The organism is Mycolicibacterium sp. XJ1819, from assembly GCF_053483675.1.
Genome location: NZ_JBEFST010000025.1, coordinates 1 through 18,338, shown reverse-complemented (window position 1 = coordinate 18,338; position 18,338 = coordinate 1). Strand labels below are relative to the sequence as shown.

Genomic DNA, 18,338 nt, shown 5'->3' with positions numbered 1-18,338 from the left:
CTCCATCAGCGAGGGAAAGAAAGGAAATCCGTGACTGAAACGGACCTCGTCACGGCTGGCAGCAGCGACAACGAACAGCTGCCGACCACCGTGGATTCAAAGAATTCTTCTCCAGCGGAAGCAGACGCGTCCAGCACGCCCGCCGCGGAGACTGCGCCCGCGGCCGCGGGCGCCCAACGCCGCGCTTCGCTGTCGACGATGGTGCTGCCCGAACTGCGCGCGCTTGCCAAGGAGATCGGCGTCGAAGGCGCCTCCGGTATGCGTAAGGGTGAACTCGTCGCCGCCATTCGTGAGCGTCGTGGCGAGTCCAACGGCCGCACCGGCGACGGCGCGAACGGCGCCGATGCGACCACCAAGGCCGCTGACAAGCCCACTGACAAGCCCACTGAGAAAGCCGCCGAGAAAGCCACTGACAACCCGGCGTCCGAGACGGGCTCCGACGACCGCGGTTCCCGCGAGGGCGGTGACCAGCAGGGCGAGCAGAGCCGGCCGACCCAGCAGCGCCGTGAGCGTCGGGCCGCCACCCGCGGTACCGGCGCACCCGGGGGCACCGAGCAGAGCGGAGCCGACAGCGCCCAGGACACCAAGTCCGACGCCGACACCGACAAGCCCGCCAAGCAGCAGGACGGCGGCAAGTCCCAGGGCGATCAGGGTGATCAGCGTGATCAGGACGACCAGGGCGGCCAGGGCAATCAAGGTGGCCAGGGCGGTCAGGGCAATCAGCAGAACCGCGGCTCGAACAACAACAACAACGACGACGACGGCGACGGCCGTGGCGGCCGGCGCGGGCGACGGTTCCGCGACCGCAGGCGTCGCGAGCGCGGCGGCGGCGACGGTGGCGACACCGAAGTGCGCGACGACGACGTGCTACAGCCCGTGGCCGGCATCCTCGACGTGCTCGACAACTACGCCTTCGTGCGGACCTCCGGTTACCTGGCGGGCCCGAATGACGTCTACGTCTCGATGAACATGGTCCGCAAGAACGGCCTGCGCCGCGGCGATGCGGTGACCGGCGCGGTGCGGGTGCCCAAGGAGGGCGAGCAGCCCAACCAGCGGCAGAAGTTCAACCCGCTGGTGCGCATCGACAGCGTCAATGGCGGACCGGTCGAGGACGCCAAGAAGCGGCCGGACTTCAACAAGCTGACCCCGCTCTACCCCAACGAGCGGTTGCGGCTGGAGACCACTCCTGACCGGTTAACCACCCGGGTGATCGACCTGATCATGCCGATCGGTAAGGGACAGCGCGCGTTGATCGTGTCGCCGCCCAAGGCCGGTAAGACCACGATCCTGCAGGACATCGCCAACGCGATCACGACGAACAACCCCGAATGCCACCTGATGGTGGTGCTCGTCGACGAGCGTCCCGAAGAGGTCACCGACATGCAGCGCTCGGTCAAGGGTGAGGTCATCGCCTCCACCTTCGACCGCCCGCCGTCAGACCACACGCAGGCGGCCGAGCTCGCGATCGAGCGCGCCAAGCGCCTCGTCGAACAGGGCAAAGACGTCGTCGTCCTGCTCGACTCGATCACCCGGCTGGGCCGCGCGTACAACAACGCCTCGCCCGCGTCAGGCCGGATCCTGTCCGGTGGTGTGGACTCGACCGCGCTGTATCCGCCGAAGCGGTTCCTCGGCGCGGCCCGCAACATCGAAGAGGGTGGCTCGCTGACGATCATCGCCACCGCCATGGTGGAAACCGGCTCGACCGGTGACACGGTGATCTTCGAGGAGTTCAAGGGCACCGGCAACGCCGAGCTCAAGCTGGACCGCAAGATCTCTGAGCGGCGCGTGTTCCCGGCAGTCGACGTCAACCCGTCGGGCACCCGCAAGGACGAGCTGCTGCTCTCGCCCGACGAGTTCGCGGTCGTGCACAAGCTGCGCCGGGTGTTGAGTGGCCTGGATCCGCATCAGGCCATCGACCTGCTGATGAGCCAGCTGCGTAAGACCAAGAACAACTACGAGTTCCTGGTCCAGGTCTCCAAGACCGCGCCGGGTTCGGCAGACGTCGACTGACTTCTAGTCGGCGGGGTCGGCCCGCAGACCGGGCATGAGGTAGCGGCGCACCTGCGCCAGCACCGCCCCGGCGTCGGCGGGGTCGAGTGTGTCGCTGGGTACCGTGGCGAGCGAAATCGCCACGCGGGCAACCCATTCCGATGCTTCAGCGATGTCGGTGTCGGGGTGGACCTCGCCGCGGTCGCGTGCCGCGACCAGATAGCGCGACCAGAAGTCCGCGAGGTCGGGCACGAGTCCCTGCACACCGGCGCCGGCGCAGGCGGCGAACTCCTCGGGTTCCTCCACACGCAGCTTCATCAGCAGGGCGCCCGGGTCGTCGTAGGCCGTGCGCGCGTGGCAGATGCCCGCCGCGAGTTGACGGTCCAGCCCCTCGATCTGCTCGAGCATCGCATGTGCCTCAGACCAGTACGCCTCGTTGAGTCGCACGATCGCCGCGCCCAGCAGCGACACCTTGTCGGGGAAGTGGCGATACAGCCAGCCTCGCGATACCCCGGCGGCCTCGGCGACCTCCGAAACCGTCGTCGCCCGGATGCCCTTCCCGCGCAGACACCCCTCAGCCGCATCGATCAGTCGATCGCGCACGTGCTTTGTGGCGGTGCCGCTGGTCACCCGAATGGTTCCTTCCTGAAGCCTGACCGGGACGAACCACAGCATTGTGCCAATCGCGGACGCACGTTGCCGCTTCGCCCGATCCCCCGTATTTCACACCCGCGCCAATAAGCGCATACCATCGCCACATGCGGGGGGAAGACCCCACTGGCCGGTTCGCGTATCTGTTCGAGCCGCTGGAGGGCGGCGAAACCGATAAACGCGGCGACGACAAACGCGCCGTCACCGAACCCACGCCATCGAAAAGCCTGCGCAGGGTGGCGCTCGGGGCGATCGTGGTGGCCGTCGCGGCGGCCACGGTGTCGATCGTGATGCTGGTCATGCGGCCGGAATCGGAGCCCACGCAGCCGCCGGTCCGGCCGGTCACCACACCGTCGCTGTCGACGCCGACGCAGACCCCGCCCGCCCCTGACGTGCCGGCCGTGCCGGCGCCGCCGCAGGTCGAACCCCCGCCGGTCGAACCTCCGGGCATCGAAGCCCCCGCGCCGCCCGCCGTCGAACCGGCCGTCGTCCCACCCGCCCCGACCGTGGCGCCGACGATCGCGGGCACCGAGCCCGAACCGCCGGTGGACGAAGCGCCCGGCACCCGCGCGCCGATCAGCGTCGAACCCGAACCGCGCTCACCGTTCCCGAACGACGACCCGCCCACCGGCGGCGGGCGTGGCGGACTGCTCGGCGGCGGAGGGCTACTCTGACGTTCTCGGTGGCCGGCCGGAATATGTGCCGCTGTGCACGCGTTTAGGCTGCTGGCGGTTGCCCTGGCATAATGGACCGTCGACCCCTCGGGCCCGGTTCACGCCGAAACCTCCATCTTGCGGAGGGGCGACCCGGGCCCACAATCGAAGAGGAAACCATGAAAACGGGTATTCACCCTGACTACGTCGAAACCACCGTGCACTGCGGGTGCGGCAACACGTTCACCACGCGCAGCACCAAGACGTCTGGACAGATCCACGTCGAGGTCTGTTCGCAGTGCCACCCGTTCTACACCGGCAAGCAGAAGATCCTCGACAGCGGCGGGCGTGTGGCCCGTTTCGAGAAGCGCTACGGAAAGCGCAAGGCCGGCGGGGACAAGACCCAAGACCAGGCATCAGCCGACAAGTAGCTGCCTTACCGGCGCCCGATCTGCCGCATCAGCGGCCAGGCCGGGCGTCGGTTTGCGCTTGGCGGAAGGTGTATGCGAGGGAAGGAGGTCGACGTGACGGACGCCGCCCGCGCGGAAAACCCGGCTCAGCCCGGGGGAGCGATCGGTGCGTTGCTGGCCGAACATGCCGACCTCGAGCGCCAACTGTCCGACCCCGATCTGCACTCCGACGCCGCCAAGGCTCGCAAGGTGGGCCGTCGATTCGCGCAGGTGTCGCCGATCGTCGCGACCTACCGCAAGCTGCAGGCCGCCCGGGGCGATCTGGAAACCGCACGAGAACTCGCCGCTGACGACGAGTCGTTCGCCGCGGAGGTCGACGAACTCACCGCCACCGTCGAAGAACTCGACACCCACCTGACCGATCTGCTCGCGCCGCGCGACCCGCACGACCCCGACGACATCGTGCTCGAGGTGAAATCCGGTGAGGGTGGCGAGGAGTCGGCGCTGTTCGCCGCCGACCTCGCCCGGATGTACATCCGCTACGCCGAGCGGCACGGCTGGACGGTCACGGTCCTCGACGAGACCTTCTCCGATCTCGGCGGCTACAAGGAAGCGACCCTGTCGATCAGGAGCAAGGGCGACTCGGCCGACGGCGTGTGGTCGCGGCTGAAGTTCGAGGGCGGCGTGCACCGGGTGCAGCGGGTCCCGGTCACCGAATCGCAGGGTCGGGTGCACACCTCGGCGGCCGGGGTGCTGGTTTACCCCGAACCCGAGGAGATCGAAGAGGTCCAGATCGACGAATCCGATCTGCGCATCGACGTCTACCGGTCTTCGGGCAAGGGCGGCCAGGGCGTCAACACCACCGACTCGGCGGTGCGCATCACCCACCTGCCCACCGGCATCGTCGTCACCTGCCAGAACGAACGCAGCCAGCTGCAGAACAAGATCCGTGCCAAGCAGGTGCTGGCCGCGCGGTTGCGGGCGCTGGCCGAGGAGCAGGCGCAGGCCGACGCCTCGGCCGACCGGGCCAGCCAGATCCGCACCGTCGACCGCAGCGAGCGGATCCGCACCTACAACTTCCCGGAGAACCGGATCGCCGACCACCGGATCAACTTCAAGGCGCACAACCTCGACCAGGTGCTCGACGGCGACCTCGACGATCTGTTCGACGCGTTGGCCGCCGCCGACAAGCAAGCCCGGCTCCAGCAGGCATGACGACGCTGCGCCAGGTGATCGACGCCGCCGAGGTGGCGCTCGCCGAGGCCGGGGTCGGATCGCCACGTGCGGACGCCGAACTTCTCGCCGCGCACTTGGCCGGCACCGACCGCGGCCGCCTGGCGCTGACCGAGGCCGGCCCGGGCTTCGTCGACCGCTACGACGACCTGATCGCGAAACGCCTCCGGCGCGTGCCGCTGCAACACCTGACCGGCACCGCGGCGTTCGGCCCGGTGACAGTGCACGTCGGCCCCGGCGTGTTCGTTCCCCGGCCGGAAACCGAGGCCTTACTGGAATGGGCGCTGGCACAACCGCTTCCGTCCGATCCGGTGATCGTCGATCTGTGCACCGGTTCCGGCGCGCTGGCGCTGGCGCTGGCACATCATTGGTCCGAGGCGCGGGTGATCGCCGTCGACGACTCCGAGTCGGCGCTGGCCTACGCGCGCCGCAACCTGGCGGGCACCGACGCGCAGATCGTCCTGGCCGACGTGACCGACCGTCAGTTGCTGCCCGAACTCGACGGCCGGGTCGACCTGCTGGTCGCCAACCCGCCCTACATTCCCGACGGTGCACAGTTGGAACCCGAAGTCGCCGAACATGATCCGTCGCACGCGCTGTTCGGCGGCCCGGACGGGATGAGGGTCATCACCGCGATCGTCGACCTGGCCGCCCGGTGGCTGCGCGTCGGTGGCCGCTGCGCCGTCGAGCACGACGACACCACCTCGCAGCGCACGGTGGAGGCGTTCACCCGATCCGGTACCTTCGCCGAGGTGACCGCGCGACCCGACCTGGCCGGTCGGCCACGTTTCGTGACCGCACGGAGAACGTCGTGACCAATGTCTTCGACTGTGCCGACGAAGCGCAGCGCGCCGCCGGAATCGCCTCGGCCATCAGCGCCCTCAAGAGCGGGGGACTGGTTGTCATGCCGACCGACACGGTCTACGGCGTCGGCGCCGACGCCTTCGACAGCGAAGCCGTCGCCGCGCTGCTGGCGGCCAAGGGCCGCGGACGTGACATGCCGGTTCCCGTGCTCGTGGGGTCGTGGCACACCATCGCCGGACTGGTCTACACGGTGCCCGACGCCGCGCGCGAACTGATCAGGGCGTTCTGGCCGGGCGCGTTGAGTTTGGTTGTGCAACAAGCGCCGTCGCTGCAATGGGACCTCGGTGATGCGCACGGCACGGTGATGTTGCGGATGCCGCTTCACCCGGTGGCCATCGAACTGCTCCGTGAGGTCGGGCCGCTGGCGGTGTCGAGTGCCAACGTCTCGGGCCAGCCCGCGGCAATCAGCGTGGACGATGCCCGGCGCCAACTCGGTGATGCCGTCGAGGTGTACCTGGACGGTGGGCCGTCGCGGCAACAGGCGGCGTCGACGATCGTCGACCTCACCGGAGCGCATCCGCGGGTGCTGCGGGAGGGCCCGGTGTCACGGGATGCGGTGGCGCGGGTGCTGGGTGTGGACGCCTCGACATTGACGGAATAGGCGACGGTTTCGTGCAGTACGGTGCATCGGTGGTCCACGCGGCAGACACGCTGCTCGCGCTCAACGATCGCGGCGCGGGCGTTCCGATACGCGAACTCGCGCTCGTCGGGCTGACCGCCGCGATGATCACCTACTTCGCCACCGGATGGGTTCGGGTGCTGGCCCGCCGACTCGGCGCGGTGGCCTACCCCCGCGAACGCGATGTGCACCTGCGGCCGACCCCGCGGATGGGCGGGCTGGCGATGTATGTCGGGGTGGCCGCCGCCATCCTGCTGGCCTCGCAGCTTCCGGCGCTCACCCGTGGCTTCGTGTACTCGTCGGGGATGCCCGCGGTGGTGGTGGCGGGCGGGCTGATCATGGCCATCGGGCTCATCGACGACCGCTGGGGCCTGGATGCGCTGACGAAGTTCGCCGGCCAGATCACCGCCGCCAGCGTGCTGGTCACCATGGGGGTGGCCTGGAGCGTGCTCTACATCCCGATCGGCGGGGTGGGCACCATCGTGCTCGACCAGGTGTCCTCGATCCTGCTCACGCTGGCGTTGACCGTGGCCGTCGTCAACGCGATGAACTTCGTCGACGGACTCGACGGATTGGCCGCCGGCCTCGGCCTGATCACCGCGTCGGCCATCTGCATCTTCTCGATCGGGCTGCTGCGGGACCACGGCGGCGACGTGCTGTTCTACCCGCCCGCGGTGATCTCGGTGGTGCTCGCCGGGGCGTGCCTGGGCTTCCTGCCGCACAACTTCCACCCCGCAAAGATCTTCATGGGCGACTCCGGTTCGATGCTGATCGGGCTGATGCTCGCGGCGGCGTCCACCACCGCCGCAGGCCCGATCTCGCAGACCGCCTACGGCGCCCGCGATGTGTTCGCCCTGCTGTCGCCGTTCCTGTTGGTGGTGGCGGTGATGTTCGTGCCCGCCCTGGACATGCTGTTGGCGATCATCCGGCGCACCCGTGCCGGGCGAAGTCCGTTCAGCCCCGACAAGATGCACCTGCATCACCGGTTGCTGCAGATCGGCCATTCACACCGGCGGGTGGTGCTGCTGATCTACCTCTGGGTGGGCATCGTCGCACTGGGCGCGGCCAGCACGATCTTCTTCGACCCCGCCTACACCGGCGCCGTCATGCTGGCGGCGATTCTGGTCGCGATCGTCGCCACGCTGATCCCTCTGCTGCGGGGCCGCGACGACGAAACCCAGCAGGTGTACGACAACTAGTAGTAGGGGGCGATTTAGGCCCCCGACCATGTGTTAGGGTTTCGGCAGAACCCGAAAAACCTCGCGGGTTGCCGGCCCCCCGGGCCGTCGGCTCACCACCGACCGGACCGGACCAACGACCGACAAAGGGAGCTGCCGCTTGGGTGATTCCAGCGAGCCCGACGCCCTCGGATACGCTCAGGGCGCCACGCAAGAATCATCGGGACGGCTCCCTTCGACCGCGGGATTGAGGTGAATTGGTGACGACGCCAGCGCAGGATGCGCCGTTGGTGTTACCTTCCGTTGCCTTCCGGCCCGTCCGGCTGTCGGTGATCTGTCTGGTCTTCGCCGCTTTGGTGACGTTCGGCGCCGCGTGGCTGGGCCAAGTGACCGTCGGGATCTTCTTCGGCATCGGCCTCGGTCTGGGTTTGCTCAACGCCCTTCTGGTCCGTCGCTCGGTGACGTCGATAACCGCCGAGGCACATCCGCTCAAGCGCAAGATGGCGCTGAACTCGGCGACCCGCCTGATGGCACTGACCGTGGTGGGCCTGACGATCGCGTTCATCTTCCGACCACAGGGCCTGGGCGTGGTCTTCGGCATGGCCCTGTTTCAATTGCTTCTAGTGTTCTCGACCATGCTGCCGGTGGCCAAGAAATTGCGCACCGGTGCCGCTGACGGACCTGAAGGAGAGACCGCACGGTGATGTCTCAGCTGACGGAGACGATCCTCGCCGCCGACGCCGGCATTCATGTCGGCTCCCACACGGAGGCGAACTGGTTCGGCCTGACGGTCAACACCGACACCATGCTGAGCGCGTCGATCGCCGCGGTGATCGTCATCGCGCTGGCGTTCTACCTGCGCGCCAAGGTGACCTCCACCGGCGTGCCCAGCGGCGTGCAGCTGTTCTGGGAAGCGATCACGATCCAGACCCGCAACCAGATCGAATCCGCGATCGGTATGAGGATCGCCCCGTTCGTCCTGCCGCTGGCGGTGACGCTGTTCGTCTACATTTTGGCCGCGAACTGGCTGTCGGTGCTGCCGGTGCAGTACACCAACGAGACGGGCATTCACGAACTGCTCAAGCCGGCCGCCTCCGACATCAACTTCGTGGTGGCGCTGGGCCTGTTCGTCTTCCTCGGCTATCACGCGGCCGGGTTCTGGCGCCGCGGCATCGTCGGGCACCCCATCAAGCTGCTCAAGGGCCACGTCGCGTTCCTCGCGCCGATCAACCTCGTCGAAGAGATCGCCAAGCCGGTCTCGCTGTCCCTCCGACTTTTCGGCAACGTGTTCGCCGGCGGCATCATGGTGGCGATCATCGCGTTGTTCCCCGCCTACATCCTGTGGGCGCCCAACGCGCTGTGGAAGTCCTTCGAACTGTTCATCGGCCTGATCCAGGCCTTCATCTTCGCGCTGCTGACGGTCCTGTACTTCGGCCAGTCGATGGAGCTCGAGGAAGACCACCACTGACCGACACGGAAATGCTCGACCCACACCTTGGTAGGACCCCTACCAGTTATCAAGGAGGATAGAAATGGATCCCACTATCGCTGCCGGCGCGCTCATCGGCGGTGGACTGCTTCTGGGAGGCGGCGCGGTCGGCGCGGCGATCGGCGACGGTGTCGTCGGTAGCGCACTGGTCAACGGCGTTGCCCGGCAACCGGAAGCCCAGGGCCGGCTGTTCGTACCGTTCTTCATCACGGTCGGTCTGGTCGAGGCCATGTACTTCATCAACTTGGCGTTCATGGCGCTGTTCGTCTTCGCCACTCCGGTGGGTTAATGCCCGTCATGGCTGACTCGAACGTCGTTCTGTTGGCGGCTGAGGAAGGTGGCCAAAGCAACTTCCTCATTCCCAACGGCACCTTCATCTTCGTGCTGATCATCTTCTTGATCGTGCTCGGCGTGATCGGAAAGTGGGTCGTACCACCCATTTCCAAGGTGCTCAATGAGCGCGACGCCATGGTGAAGCAGACCACCGAGGACAGCCGGAAGGCAGCCGAGCAGTTCTCGGCGGCCGAAAAGGACTACGACTCGGAGATGGCCAAGGCACGCGGCGAGGCCTCTCGCGTACGTGACGAGGCACGCACCGAAGGTCGAAAGATCCTCGACGACATGCGTGGTCGCGCGTCGGAGGAGGCGGGAGCCGCGTTGGCGCGGGCCGAGGAGCAACTCAAGCAGCAGTCGGATGCGATCTCAGCAGACCTGCGGGCTTCGGTGGACACGCTGTCGAAGACGTTGGCCAGCAGGGTGCTCGGCGTCGAAGTGACCACCCGCACGGTGCCCGTCACAACAGGGCAGGAGCAGTAACCGCAGTGTCGACATTCATCGGTAACTTGATCGGGTTCGCGATCATCGCATTCCTTGCGGTGCGTTACGTTTTTCCGCTGGTGCGCCGGATGATGACGGCCCAGCAGGAGACGGTCCGAACGCAGTTGGAGGAGAGCGCGGAGGCCAAGAAGCGACTCGACGAGGCGCAGAAGGCACACGAGAAGGCCGTCGAGCGCGCCAAGGCCGAGGCCAAGCGGGTCACGGAAGAGGCCAAGGCCGACTCCCAGCGCATCGTCGAACAATTGCGCGCCCAGGCCGACGCCGAGGTCGAGCGGATCAAAGTCCAAGGCGCCCAACAGGTCCAACTGCAGCGTGCGCAGTTGATCCGGCAGCTGCGTTCGGACCTCGGTCAGGAGTCCATCGAGCGCGCCGGCCAACTGGTACGGGATTTCGTCGCCGATCCGGACAAGCAGTCGGCCACGGTGGACCGTTTCCTCGACGAACTCGACGCGATGGCGCCCTCACCGGCGGTGGTCGAGGATCGTGCGACGTCGCGGCTGCGGTCGGCCAGTCGTGAATCGCTGGCCGCTCTGGTCAAGAAGTTCGACGACGTCACCTCCGGGCTGGGCGCCGACGAATTGTCGACATTGGCAGACGATCTGACCTCCGTGGTCAAGCTGCTCGCCCGTGAGCACGTGCTGACCCGCCATCTCGCGGATCCGGCCGACGACCCGGGCCCCAAGATCACGCTGCTCGACCGCCTGGTCGGAGGCAAGATCGGTGACCCGGCCCTCGAGGTGTTGAAGGCGGCGGTGTCCGGTCGCTGGTCCAGCGACGCGAACCTGGTGGACGCCGTCGAACACGTCGCGCGGCTGGCGCTGCTGGTGCGTGGCGAGCGCGAGAACGCCGCCGCCGATGTCGAGGAGCAGTTGTTCCGGTTCAGCCGAGTGCTCGACACCCAGCCGCGGCTGGCCACCCTGCTCGGTGACCACACGGCCGCCGTCGAGGGACGCGTCAAGCTGGTCCGCGACGTGCTGGACAGTGGTTCGGGCGCCAACCCGGTCGCCGTGGCCCTGCTGTCCCAGACCATCGAGCTTCTTCGCGGTGAGCGCGCCGAGGAAGCGGTGCTCGATCTCGCCGAGCTCGCGGTGGCGCGGCGCGGCGAGGTGGTGGCGCACGTGAGCGCGGCGGCGGATCTGAGCGATGCGCAGCGCACCCGGCTGACCGAGGTGCTCAGCCGCATCTATGGACATCCGGTGTCAGTCCAGCTGCATGTGAACCCGGAGTTGATCGGCGGGCTCAACATCGCCGTGGGCGACGAGGTGATCGACGGAACGCTGTCGTCGAAGCTCGCCGCCGCCGAGACCAAGTTGCCTGACTGACCCGACAGAACAACCAGAGACCTAGAACCAAGAGCAGGAAGACGAAAAGCCATGGCAGACTTGACCATCTCCCCTGATGACATCCAGGGTGCGATCGAGGAGTACGTCTCCAGTTTCACCGCAGACACCGCGCGCGAGGAGATCGGCACGGTCATCGACGCGGGTGACGGCATCGCCCACGTCGAGGGTCTGCCTTCGGTGATGACCCAGGAGCTGCTGGAGTTCCCCGGCGGGGTGCTGGGTGTGGCGCTCAACCTCGACGAGCACAGTGTCGGCGCGGTGATCCTCGGTGACTTCGAGAAGATCGCAGAGGGTCAGCAGGTCAAGCGCACCGGCGAGGTGCTGTCGGTGCCGGTCGGCGACGCCTTCCTCGGCCGGGTCGTCAACCCGCTGGGTCAGCCGATCGACGGTAAGGGCGACATCGAAGCCGAAACCCGTCGCGCGCTTGAGATCCAGGCGCCGTCGGTGGTGCAGCGCCAGGGCGTGAGCGAGCCGCTGCAGACCGGTATCAAGGCCATCGACTCGATGACTCCGATCGGGCGCGGTCAGCGTCAGTTGATCATCGGCGACCGCAAGACCGGTAAGACCGCGGTGTGTGTCGACACGATCCTCAACCAGCGTCAGAACTGGGAGTCGGGTGACCCCAAGAAGCAGGTGCGCTGCGTCTACGTCGCGATCGGGCAGAAGGGCACCACGATCGCCGCGGTGGCCAACGCGCTCGAAGAGGGCGGCGCGATGGAGTACACCACCATCGTCGCTGCGCCGGCATCGGATTCCGCCGGGTTCAAATGGCTTGCGCCCTACACCGGTTCGGCCGTCGGCCAGCACTGGATGTACGACGGCAAGCACGTGCTCATCGTGTTCGACGACCTGTCCAAGCAGGCCGAGGCGTACCGTGCGATCTCGCTGCTGCTGCGTCGCCCGCCGGGCCGTGAGGCCTACCCCGGCGACGTGTTCTACCTGCACTCGCGGTTGCTGGAGCGCTGCGCGAAGCTCTCCGACGAGCTCGGCGGCGGCTCGATGACCGGGCTGCCGATCATCGAGACCAAGGCCAACGACATCTCGGCCTACATCCCGACCAACGTCATCTCGATCACCGACGGTCAGTGCTTCCTGGAGTCCGACCTGTTCAACCAGGGTGTGCGCCCGGCCATCAACGTCGGTGTCTCGGTGTCCCGCGTCGGTGGCGCCGCACAGATCAAGGCGATGAAAGACGTGGCCGGCTCGTTGCGACTGGATCTGTCGCAGTACCGCGAACTCGAGTCGTTCGCGGCCTTCGCCTCCGACCTGGACGCGACGTCGAAGGCGCAGCTGGAGCGCGGCGCCCGGCTCGTCGAGCTGCTCAAGCAGCCGCAGTACCAGCCGATGCCGGTTGAAGAGCAGGTGGTGTCGATCTTCCTGGGCACCGAGGGTCACCTCGACTCGGTCCCCGTGGAGGACGTGGGCCGGTTCGAGGCCGAGTACCTCGACCATGTGCGGGCCGCAGAAGGCGACCTGCTCAAGGAGATTCGCCAGTCCGGCAAGCTCGGCGACGAGCAGAGCGAGAAGCTGGTCGAGAGCATCAACCAGTTCAAGAAGGGCTTCGCGGCCTCAGACGGCAGCTCGGTGGTTCCCGACGAGCACGTCGAGGCGCTGGACGAAGAAGACCTCGAGAAGGAAACGGTGAAGGTTCGCAAGCCCGCACCGCCGAAGAAGAAGTAGGTATCGATGGCGGCCACACTTCGCGAGTTGCGCGGGCGCATCCGCTCCGCCGGGTCGATCAAGAAGATCACCAAGGCCCAGGAGCTGATCGCGACCTCGCGCATCGGACGGGCTCAGAACCGTCTTCAGGAGGCGCGTCCGTACGCCTTCGAGATCACGTCGATGCTCACCACGTTGGCCGCCGAGGCCGCCCTCGACCACCCGCTGCTGGTGGAGCGCGAGGAGCCCAAGCGGGCCGGCGTGCTGGTGGTGTCCTCGGACCGCGGCCTGTGCGGTGGTTACAACTCGAACGTGTTCCGACGCGCCGAGGAGTTGTTCTCGCTGCTGCGCGAGGAAGGCAAGACGCCGATCGTCTACGCGGTCGGGCGAAAGGCGCTGAACTACTACCGGTTCCGTAACTGGAAGATCACCGACTCCTGGAACGGCTTCTCCGAGCAGCCTGCCTACGAGAACGCCAACGAGATCGCCGGGACTCTCGTCGAGGCCTTCCTCGCCGGAGCCGACGATCACGGCGACGACCCGGGGCCCGACGGGATCCTGGGCCTCGATGAGTTGCACATCGTCTACACCGAGTTCAAGTCGATGATGTCGCAGACCGCGGTGGCCCACCGGATCGCTCCCATGGTGGTGGAGTACGTGGGCGAGGAAGAGACGGGTCCGCACACGCTGTACTCGTTCGAGCCTGATGCCACAACGCTTTTCGATGCGCTGCTGCCGCGGTACGTGGCGACCCGCATCTACGCCTCGCTGCTCGAGGCGGCGGCCTCCGAACTCGCGTCACGCCAGCGGGCGATGAAGTCGGCCACCGACAACGCCGACGACCTCATCAAGGCGCTCACCCTCGAGGCCAACCGCGAGCGCCAGGCCCAGATCACCCAGGAAATCAGTGAGATCGTCGGTGGTGCCAACGCGCTGGCCGACGCCAGTCGTTAATAGGAAGAAGAGAAGATGACCGCTACCGCTGAAAAGGCCAACAACGCAGTGAGTAACGACACCAACGGTCGGGTGGTCCGCGTGACGGGCCCGGTCGTCGACGTCGAGTTCCCGCGGGGCTCGGTGCCCGCGTTGTTCAACGCGTTGAACGCCGAGGTGACCTTCGAAGAACTCGCCAAGACGCTGACCCTCGAGGTGGCACAGCATCTCGGCGACAACCTGGTGCGCTGCATCTCGCTGCAGCCCACCGACGGCCTGGTGCGCGGTGTGGACGTCGTCGACACCGGCAACCCGATCTCGGTGCCCGTCGGTGACGGCACCAAGGGCCATGTGTGGAACGCGCTGGGCGCCTGCCTCGATGACCCCGAGTACGGGAAAGACTTCGACCGTTGGCCGATCCACCGCAAGCCGCCGGCCTTCGACGAGCTCGAACCCCGCACCGAAATGCTCGAGACCGGGCTGAAGGTCGTCGACCTGCTCACCCCCTACGTGCGTGGCGGCAAGATCGCCCTGTTCGGTGGCGCGGGTGTGGGCAAGACGGTGCTGATCCAGGAGATGATCAACCGCATCGCCCGAAACTTCGGCGGCACTTCGGTGTTCGCCGGCGTCGGGGAGCGCACCCGTGAGGGCAACGACCTGTGGGTGGAACTCGGCGAGGCCGACGTGCTCAAGGACACCGCGCTGGTGTTCGGTCAGATGGACGAACCGCCCGGCACGCGTATGCGCGTCGCCCTGTCGGCGCTGACGATGGCGGAGTACTTCCGCGACGAGCAGGGCCAGGACGTGCTGTTGTTCATCGACAACATCTTCCGGTTCACCCAGGCCGGTTCCGAGGTGTCCACGCTGCTGGGCCGCATGCCGTCGGCGGTGGGCTACCAGCCGACGCTGGCCGACGAGATGGGTGAACTGCAGGAGCGCATCACCTCGACCCGCGGCCGATCGATCACCTCGATGCAGGCCGTGTACGTGCCCGCCGACGACTACACCGACCCGGCGCCGGCGACCACCTTCGCGCACCTCGATGCCACCACCGAGTTGTCCCGTTCGGTGTTCTCCAAGGGCATCTTCCCCGCGGTCGACCCACTGGCGTCCAGCTCGACCATCCTCGACCCGGCGATCGTCGGCGACGAGCACTACCGTGTTGCGCAGGAAGTCATCCGGATCCTGCAGCGCTACAAGGACCTCCAGGACATCATCGCGATTCTGGGTATCGACGAGCTGTCCGAAGAGGACAAGCAGCTGGTGAACCGCGCGCGGCGCATCGAGCGCTTCCTTTCGCAGAACATGATGGCCGCCGAGCAGTTCACCGGTCAGCCCGGATCGACGGTTCCGCTCAAGGAGACCATCGAGGCGTTCGACCGCCTGACCAAGGGCGAATTCGACCACGTGCCCGAGCAGGCGTTCTTCCTCATCGGTGGGCTCGACGACCTGGCGAAGAAGGCGGAGAGCTTCGGCGTCAAGCTGGAAGGCGGCGGTGAAGCCGCCAAGAGCGACAGCGGTGAAGCCGCCAAGGGCGACAGCGAGGGCGAGAAGAAGGATGCCTAGCTCTCGCGGACGCCGAAAGGTGATGTGAGATGGCCGAACTGAACATCGAGATCGTCGCCGTCGACCGTGAGATCTGGTCGGGCCAGGGCACTTTCCTGTTCACCCGCACCACCGCAGGTGAGATCGGCATCCTGCCCAACCACATTCCGCTGGTGGCTCAGCTTGTCGACGACGCGATGGTGCGCGTGGAGCGCGAAGGCGAGGATGACCTGCGCATCGCGGTCGACGGGGGGTTCCTCTCGATCACCGAGCAGAGCGTCACCGTCTTGGCCGAGAGTGCCGAGTTCTCCTCGGAGATCGACGAAGCCGCAGCGGAGCGGGACGCCGAGTCGGACGATCCAGCCACCGCCGCAAAGGGCAGAGCAAGGCTCCGCGCCCTGGGCAAGATCGACTAGCGGCCCCGATGAGCGCGCCCATGTACCTCATGGTCGCGTTGACAGCCGTCCTTCTGCTGGTTGTCGTCATGCTGTTCTACCGGCTGTGGAAGTTGCGGCAGGTGGGCGGCACAGCGGCGATCCTGCGGGACTTTCCGGCCCACGGTGGGCAAGGGTGGCGCCACGGTGTACTGCGTTACCGCGGAGGCGAAGCCGGTTTCTATCGGCTGTCCAGCCTTCGGTGGTGGCCCGACCGTCGGTTGAGTCGCCGCGGACTCGAGATCGTCGCCCGCCGGGGCCCGCGCGGGGACGAGTTCGACATCATGACCGACGAAATCGTGGTCCTCGAACTGCGCGACACCAGCCCGGAGCGGCGTCTCGGTTACGAGGTGGCGTTGGATCGCGGAGCGTTGACGGCGTTCTTGTCGTGGCTGGAGTCGCGGCCGTCACCGCGGGCGCGCAGACGCAAGTTCTAACCCGTCGCCGGTCCGCCCGGTTGCCACAGCACGTCACCGTCGGTGTTGGCGACGCGCGACAGGATGAACAGCAGGTCCGACAACCGGTTGAGGTACTTCGCCGGAAGCACGCTCACCCCTTCGCCGTGCGTCTGCACCGCGGCCCACGCCGACCGCTCGGCGCGCCGGGTCACCGTGCGGGCCACGTGCAGCAGCGCTGACAACGGCGAGCCTCCGGGGAGGACAAAGGAATTCAGCGCCGGCAACGATTCGTTGAACTGATCGCACCATGATTCGAGGCGGTCGATGTAGTTCTGGTCGATGCGCAGCGGCGGGTGCTCGGGGTTCTCGACGACCGGAGTTGACAGGTCGGCGCCCGCATCGAAGAGGTCGTTCTGAATCTGCCTGAGCAACTTGCGAATTTCCTCGGCGGGGTTGCCCAGCGCGACCGCCACGCCGATGGCAGCGTTGGTTTCGTCGCAGTCGGCGTACGCCGCGAGCCGGGCGTCATTCTTCGACACCCTCGAGAAATCGCTCAGACCGGTGGTCCCGTCATCGCCCGTACGGGTATATATGCGGGTCAGATGTACGGCCATGGACAAACCGTACCGGAGCACGGCGCGGAATCTGACAGGGCTTAGAGGCGCTGTTTACACTTACCCGCGTGAGCGAGCGTTTCGTGGTGACCGGCGGGGGCCGGTTGTCGGGCGAAGTCGCCGTCGGGGGAGCCAAGAACAGCGTCCTGAAACTGATGGCGGCCACGCTGCTGGCCGAGGGCACCAGCACCATCACCAACTGTCCCGACATCCTCGACGTGCCCCTGATGGCCGAGGTGCTGCGGGGCCTGGGGGCCACTGTCGAACTCGACGGCGACGTGGTCCGGATCACCTCACCCGACGAGCCCAAATACGACGCCGACTTCGCCGCCGTTCGGCAGTTCCGCGCGTCGGTGTGCGTCCTTGGACCATTGGTCGGGCGTTGCAAGCGGGCCAAGGTGGCGTTGCCCGGTGGTGACGCGATCGGGTCGCGGCCGCTGGACATGCACCAGGCCGGCCTGCGGCAGTTGGGGGCCCGGTGCAACATCGAGCACGGGTGTGTGGTCGCCGAGGCGGACCATCTGCGCGGTGCGGAGATCCAGCTGGAGTTCCCGTCGGTGGGCGCCACCGAGAACATCTTGATGGCCGCGGTGGTCGCCGAGGGCGTGACCACCATCCACAACGCCGCGCGCGAACCCGACGTCGTCGACCTGTGCACGATGCTCAACCAGATGGGCGCGCAGATCTCGGGAGCCGGCACGTCGACGATGACGATCACCGGCGTGGACCGCCTCCATCCCACCGAGCACCGGGTGATCGGTGACCGCATCGTCGCCGCGACGTGGGGTATCGCGGCCGCGATCACCCGCGGGGACATCTCGGTCACCGGGGTCGACCCGCAGCACCTGCAGCTGGTCCTGCACAAGCTGCACGACGCGGGGGCCACCGTCACCCAGCACGACGACGGCTTCCGGGTGGTGCAGTACGAGCGGCCCAAGGCGGTCAACGTCGCGACGCTGCCGTTCCCCGGCTTTCCCACCGATCTGCAGCCGATGGCGATCGCGCTGGCCTCGATCGCCGACGGCACCTCGATGATCACGGAGAACGTCTTCGAGGCCCGGTTCCGGTTCGTCGAGGAGATGGTTCGGCTCGGCGCCGACGCCCGCACCGACGGTCATCACGCGGTGGTGCGTGGCATCCCGCAGCTGTCCAGTGCGCCCGTGTGGTCGTCGGACATCCGCGCGGGCGCCGGACTGGTACTCGCCGGGCTGGTCGCCGACGGCGACACCGAGGTACACGACGTCTTCCACATCGACCGCGGCTACCCGCTGTTCGTCGAGAACCTGGTCAGCCTGGGTGCCGAGATCGAACGCGTCGCATAAGTTCGGCGCCTCCCGGACTTTTTCGGGGTGAGCGGACCCCCCTTTGGACAACTCGGAGGGACGGGGTAGTCTTCTGCGAGAAGCCAACGGCCCCAGGCCAATCGGTCTGGCGGACGCGGTTTGACCTCCCTGTCCAGGTGGAGTACACTGGCAGGGTTGCCTGCAGC

20 protein-coding genes are annotated in these 18,338 nt (G+C 67.1%); 18 read left to right on the top strand and 2 right to left on the bottom strand.

Annotated elements, in window-relative coordinates; genetic code table 11:
- Positions 1–30 precede the first annotated feature (30 nt).
- Positions 31–2,010, top strand: a complete 1,980-nt coding sequence (gene rho, locus ABQE89_RS23465) for a transcription termination factor Rho (RefSeq protein WP_448421115.1) — start codon at positions 31–33, stop codon at positions 2,008–2,010.
- Between the two features lie 3 nt (positions 2,011–2,013).
- Here rho and ABQE89_RS23460 read toward each other — a convergent pair whose 3' ends face one another.
- Complete coding sequence (locus tag ABQE89_RS23460) at positions 2,014–2,664, bottom strand: TetR/AcrR family transcriptional regulator (protein WP_448421113.1); 651 nt, start codon at positions 2,662–2,664, stop codon at positions 2,014–2,016.
- Between the two features lie 83 nt (positions 2,665–2,747).
- Between ABQE89_RS23460 and ABQE89_RS23455 the strand changes: the two genes are divergently transcribed.
- The 16 genes from ABQE89_RS23455 (at position 2,748) to ABQE89_RS23380 (ending at position 16,274) form a co-directional block, all read left to right on the top strand.
- Entirely contained in the window at positions 2,748–3,314 is a 567-nt protein-coding gene (locus ABQE89_RS23455; protein WP_448421111.1) for a hypothetical protein, read from the top strand.
- A 158-nt stretch (positions 3,315–3,472) separates the two neighbouring features.
- On the top strand, positions 3,473–3,724 hold the full coding sequence (rpmE, locus tag ABQE89_RS23450) for a 50S ribosomal protein L31 (protein ID WP_448421109.1): 252 nt from the start codon (positions 3,473–3,475) through the stop codon (positions 3,722–3,724).
- 93 nt (positions 3,725–3,817) lie between these two features.
- Positions 3,818–4,918, top strand: a complete 1,101-nt coding sequence (gene prfA, locus ABQE89_RS23445) for a peptide chain release factor 1 (protein WP_448421107.1) — start codon at positions 3,818–3,820, stop codon at positions 4,916–4,918.
- Positions 4,915–5,751 carry a peptide chain release factor N(5)-glutamine methyltransferase gene (gene prmC / locus ABQE89_RS23440; protein WP_448421105.1) on the top strand — a complete coding sequence of 279 codons (837 nt, stop codon included), beginning with the start codon at positions 4,915–4,917 and terminating at the stop codon, positions 5,749–5,751. Before prfA ends, prmC begins: the two co-directional genes overlap by 4 nt.
- Positions 5,748–6,401: an L-threonylcarbamoyladenylate synthase gene (locus ABQE89_RS23435; RefSeq protein ID WP_448421103.1), complete on the top strand. Its 654-nt coding sequence runs from the start codon at positions 5,748–5,750 to the stop codon at positions 6,399–6,401. The genes prmC and ABQE89_RS23435 overlap by 4 nt, the downstream gene beginning before the upstream one ends.
- An 11-nt stretch (positions 6,402–6,412) precedes the next feature.
- A complete protein-coding gene (locus tag ABQE89_RS23430) occupies positions 6,413–7,618 on the top strand; it encodes a glycosyltransferase family 4 protein (RefSeq protein ID WP_448421101.1) in 1,206 nt (401 codons plus the stop codon).
- 239 nt (positions 7,619–7,857) lie between these two features.
- Positions 7,858–8,301, top strand: coding sequence for an ATP synthase subunit I (locus tag ABQE89_RS23425; protein ID WP_448421098.1), 444 nt, complete (start codon positions 7,858–7,860; stop codon positions 8,299–8,301).
- Positions 8,302–8,309: 8 nt separating this feature from the next.
- Positions 8,310–9,065, top strand: coding sequence for a F0F1 ATP synthase subunit A (atpB, locus tag ABQE89_RS23420; protein ID WP_448421237.1), 756 nt, complete (start codon positions 8,310–8,312; stop codon positions 9,063–9,065).
- A gap of 64 nt (positions 9,066–9,129) precedes the next feature.
- Positions 9,130–9,375 carry a F0F1 ATP synthase subunit C gene (locus tag ABQE89_RS23415; protein ID WP_046752794.1) on the top strand — a complete coding sequence of 82 codons (246 nt, stop codon included), beginning with the start codon at positions 9,130–9,132 and terminating at the stop codon, positions 9,373–9,375.
- Positions 9,376–9,383: 8 nt separating this feature from the next.
- Positions 9,384–9,902: a F0F1 ATP synthase subunit B gene (locus tag ABQE89_RS23410; RefSeq protein WP_448421096.1), complete on the top strand. Its 519-nt coding sequence runs from the start codon at positions 9,384–9,386 to the stop codon at positions 9,900–9,902.
- A 5-nt stretch (positions 9,903–9,907) separates the two neighbouring features.
- Entirely contained in the window at positions 9,908–11,245 is a 1,338-nt protein-coding gene (locus tag ABQE89_RS23405) for a F0F1 ATP synthase subunit B/delta (protein WP_448421094.1), read from the top strand.
- Between the two features lie 51 nt (positions 11,246–11,296).
- The gene (gene atpA, locus ABQE89_RS23400) at positions 11,297–12,946 is read left to right on the top strand and encodes a F0F1 ATP synthase subunit alpha (protein WP_448421092.1); all 1,650 of its coding nucleotides are present in this window, start codon (positions 11,297–11,299) and stop codon (positions 12,944–12,946) included.
- 6 nt (positions 12,947–12,952) lie between these two features.
- A complete protein-coding gene (locus ABQE89_RS23395; RefSeq protein WP_448421090.1) occupies positions 12,953–13,879 on the top strand; it encodes a F0F1 ATP synthase subunit gamma in 927 nt (308 codons plus the stop codon).
- Positions 13,880–13,894: 15 nt separating this feature from the next.
- Positions 13,895–15,424, top strand: a complete 1,530-nt coding sequence (gene atpD / locus ABQE89_RS23390) for a F0F1 ATP synthase subunit beta (protein WP_448421088.1) — start codon at positions 13,895–13,897, stop codon at positions 15,422–15,424.
- Between the two features lie 29 nt (positions 15,425–15,453).
- On the top strand, positions 15,454–15,819 hold the full coding sequence (locus ABQE89_RS23385) for a F0F1 ATP synthase subunit epsilon (protein ID WP_448421086.1): 366 nt from the start codon (positions 15,454–15,456) through the stop codon (positions 15,817–15,819).
- 8 nt (positions 15,820–15,827) lie between these two features.
- Positions 15,828–16,274, top strand: coding sequence for a DUF2550 domain-containing protein (locus ABQE89_RS23380; RefSeq protein ID WP_448421084.1), 447 nt, complete (start codon positions 15,828–15,830; stop codon positions 16,272–16,274).
- Here the strand turns inward: ABQE89_RS23380 and ABQE89_RS23375 are convergent.
- Positions 16,271–16,849, bottom strand: a complete 579-nt coding sequence (locus tag ABQE89_RS23375) for a cob(I)yrinic acid a,c-diamide adenosyltransferase (protein ID WP_448421082.1) — start codon at positions 16,847–16,849, stop codon at positions 16,271–16,273. The genes ABQE89_RS23380 and ABQE89_RS23375 overlap by 4 nt on opposite strands.
- A 68-nt stretch (positions 16,850–16,917) precedes the next feature.
- Here ABQE89_RS23375 and murA point away from each other — a divergent pair, with 68 nt between their 5' ends.
- The gene (gene murA / locus ABQE89_RS23370) at positions 16,918–18,171 is read left to right on the top strand and encodes a UDP-N-acetylglucosamine 1-carboxyvinyltransferase (protein WP_448421080.1); all 1,254 of its coding nucleotides are present in this window, start codon (positions 16,918–16,920) and stop codon (positions 18,169–18,171) included.
- The last annotated feature ends 167 nt before the right edge of the window (positions 18,172–18,338 follow it).

Excerpts from the sequence above, each read along its gene's own strand:
- ABQE89_RS23460 (WP_448421113.1), bottom strand. The coding sequence starts at position 2,664 with ATGCTGTGGTTCGTCCCGGTCAGGCTTCAGGAAGGAACCATTCGGGTG.
- ABQE89_RS23455 (WP_448421111.1), top strand. The coding sequence starts at position 2,748 with ATGCGGGGGGAAGACCCCACTGGCCGGTTCGCGTATCTGTTCGAGCCG.
- rpmE (WP_448421109.1), top strand. The coding sequence starts at position 3,473 with ATGAAAACGGGTATTCACCCTGACTACGTCGAAACCACCGTGCACTGC.
- prmC (WP_448421105.1), top strand. The coding sequence starts at position 4,915 with ATGACGACGCTGCGCCAGGTGATCGACGCCGCCGAGGTGGCGCTCGCC.
- ABQE89_RS23415 (WP_046752794.1), top strand. The coding sequence starts at position 9,130 with ATGGATCCCACTATCGCTGCCGGCGCGCTCATCGGCGGTGGACTGCTT.
- ABQE89_RS23410 (WP_448421096.1), top strand. The coding sequence starts at position 9,384 with ATGGCTGACTCGAACGTCGTTCTGTTGGCGGCTGAGGAAGGTGGCCAA.
- atpA (WP_448421092.1), top strand. The coding sequence starts at position 11,297 with ATGGCAGACTTGACCATCTCCCCTGATGACATCCAGGGTGCGATCGAG.
- ABQE89_RS23395 (WP_448421090.1), top strand. The coding sequence starts at position 12,953 with ATGGCGGCCACACTTCGCGAGTTGCGCGGGCGCATCCGCTCCGCCGGG.
- atpD (WP_448421088.1), top strand. The coding sequence starts at position 13,895 with ATGACCGCTACCGCTGAAAAGGCCAACAACGCAGTGAGTAACGACACC.
- ABQE89_RS23385 (WP_448421086.1), top strand. The coding sequence starts at position 15,454 with ATGGCCGAACTGAACATCGAGATCGTCGCCGTCGACCGTGAGATCTGG.
- ABQE89_RS23380 (WP_448421084.1), top strand. The coding sequence starts at position 15,828 with ATGAGCGCGCCCATGTACCTCATGGTCGCGTTGACAGCCGTCCTTCTG.
- ABQE89_RS23375 (WP_448421082.1), bottom strand. The coding sequence starts at position 16,849 with ATGGCCGTACATCTGACCCGCATATATACCCGTACGGGCGATGACGGG.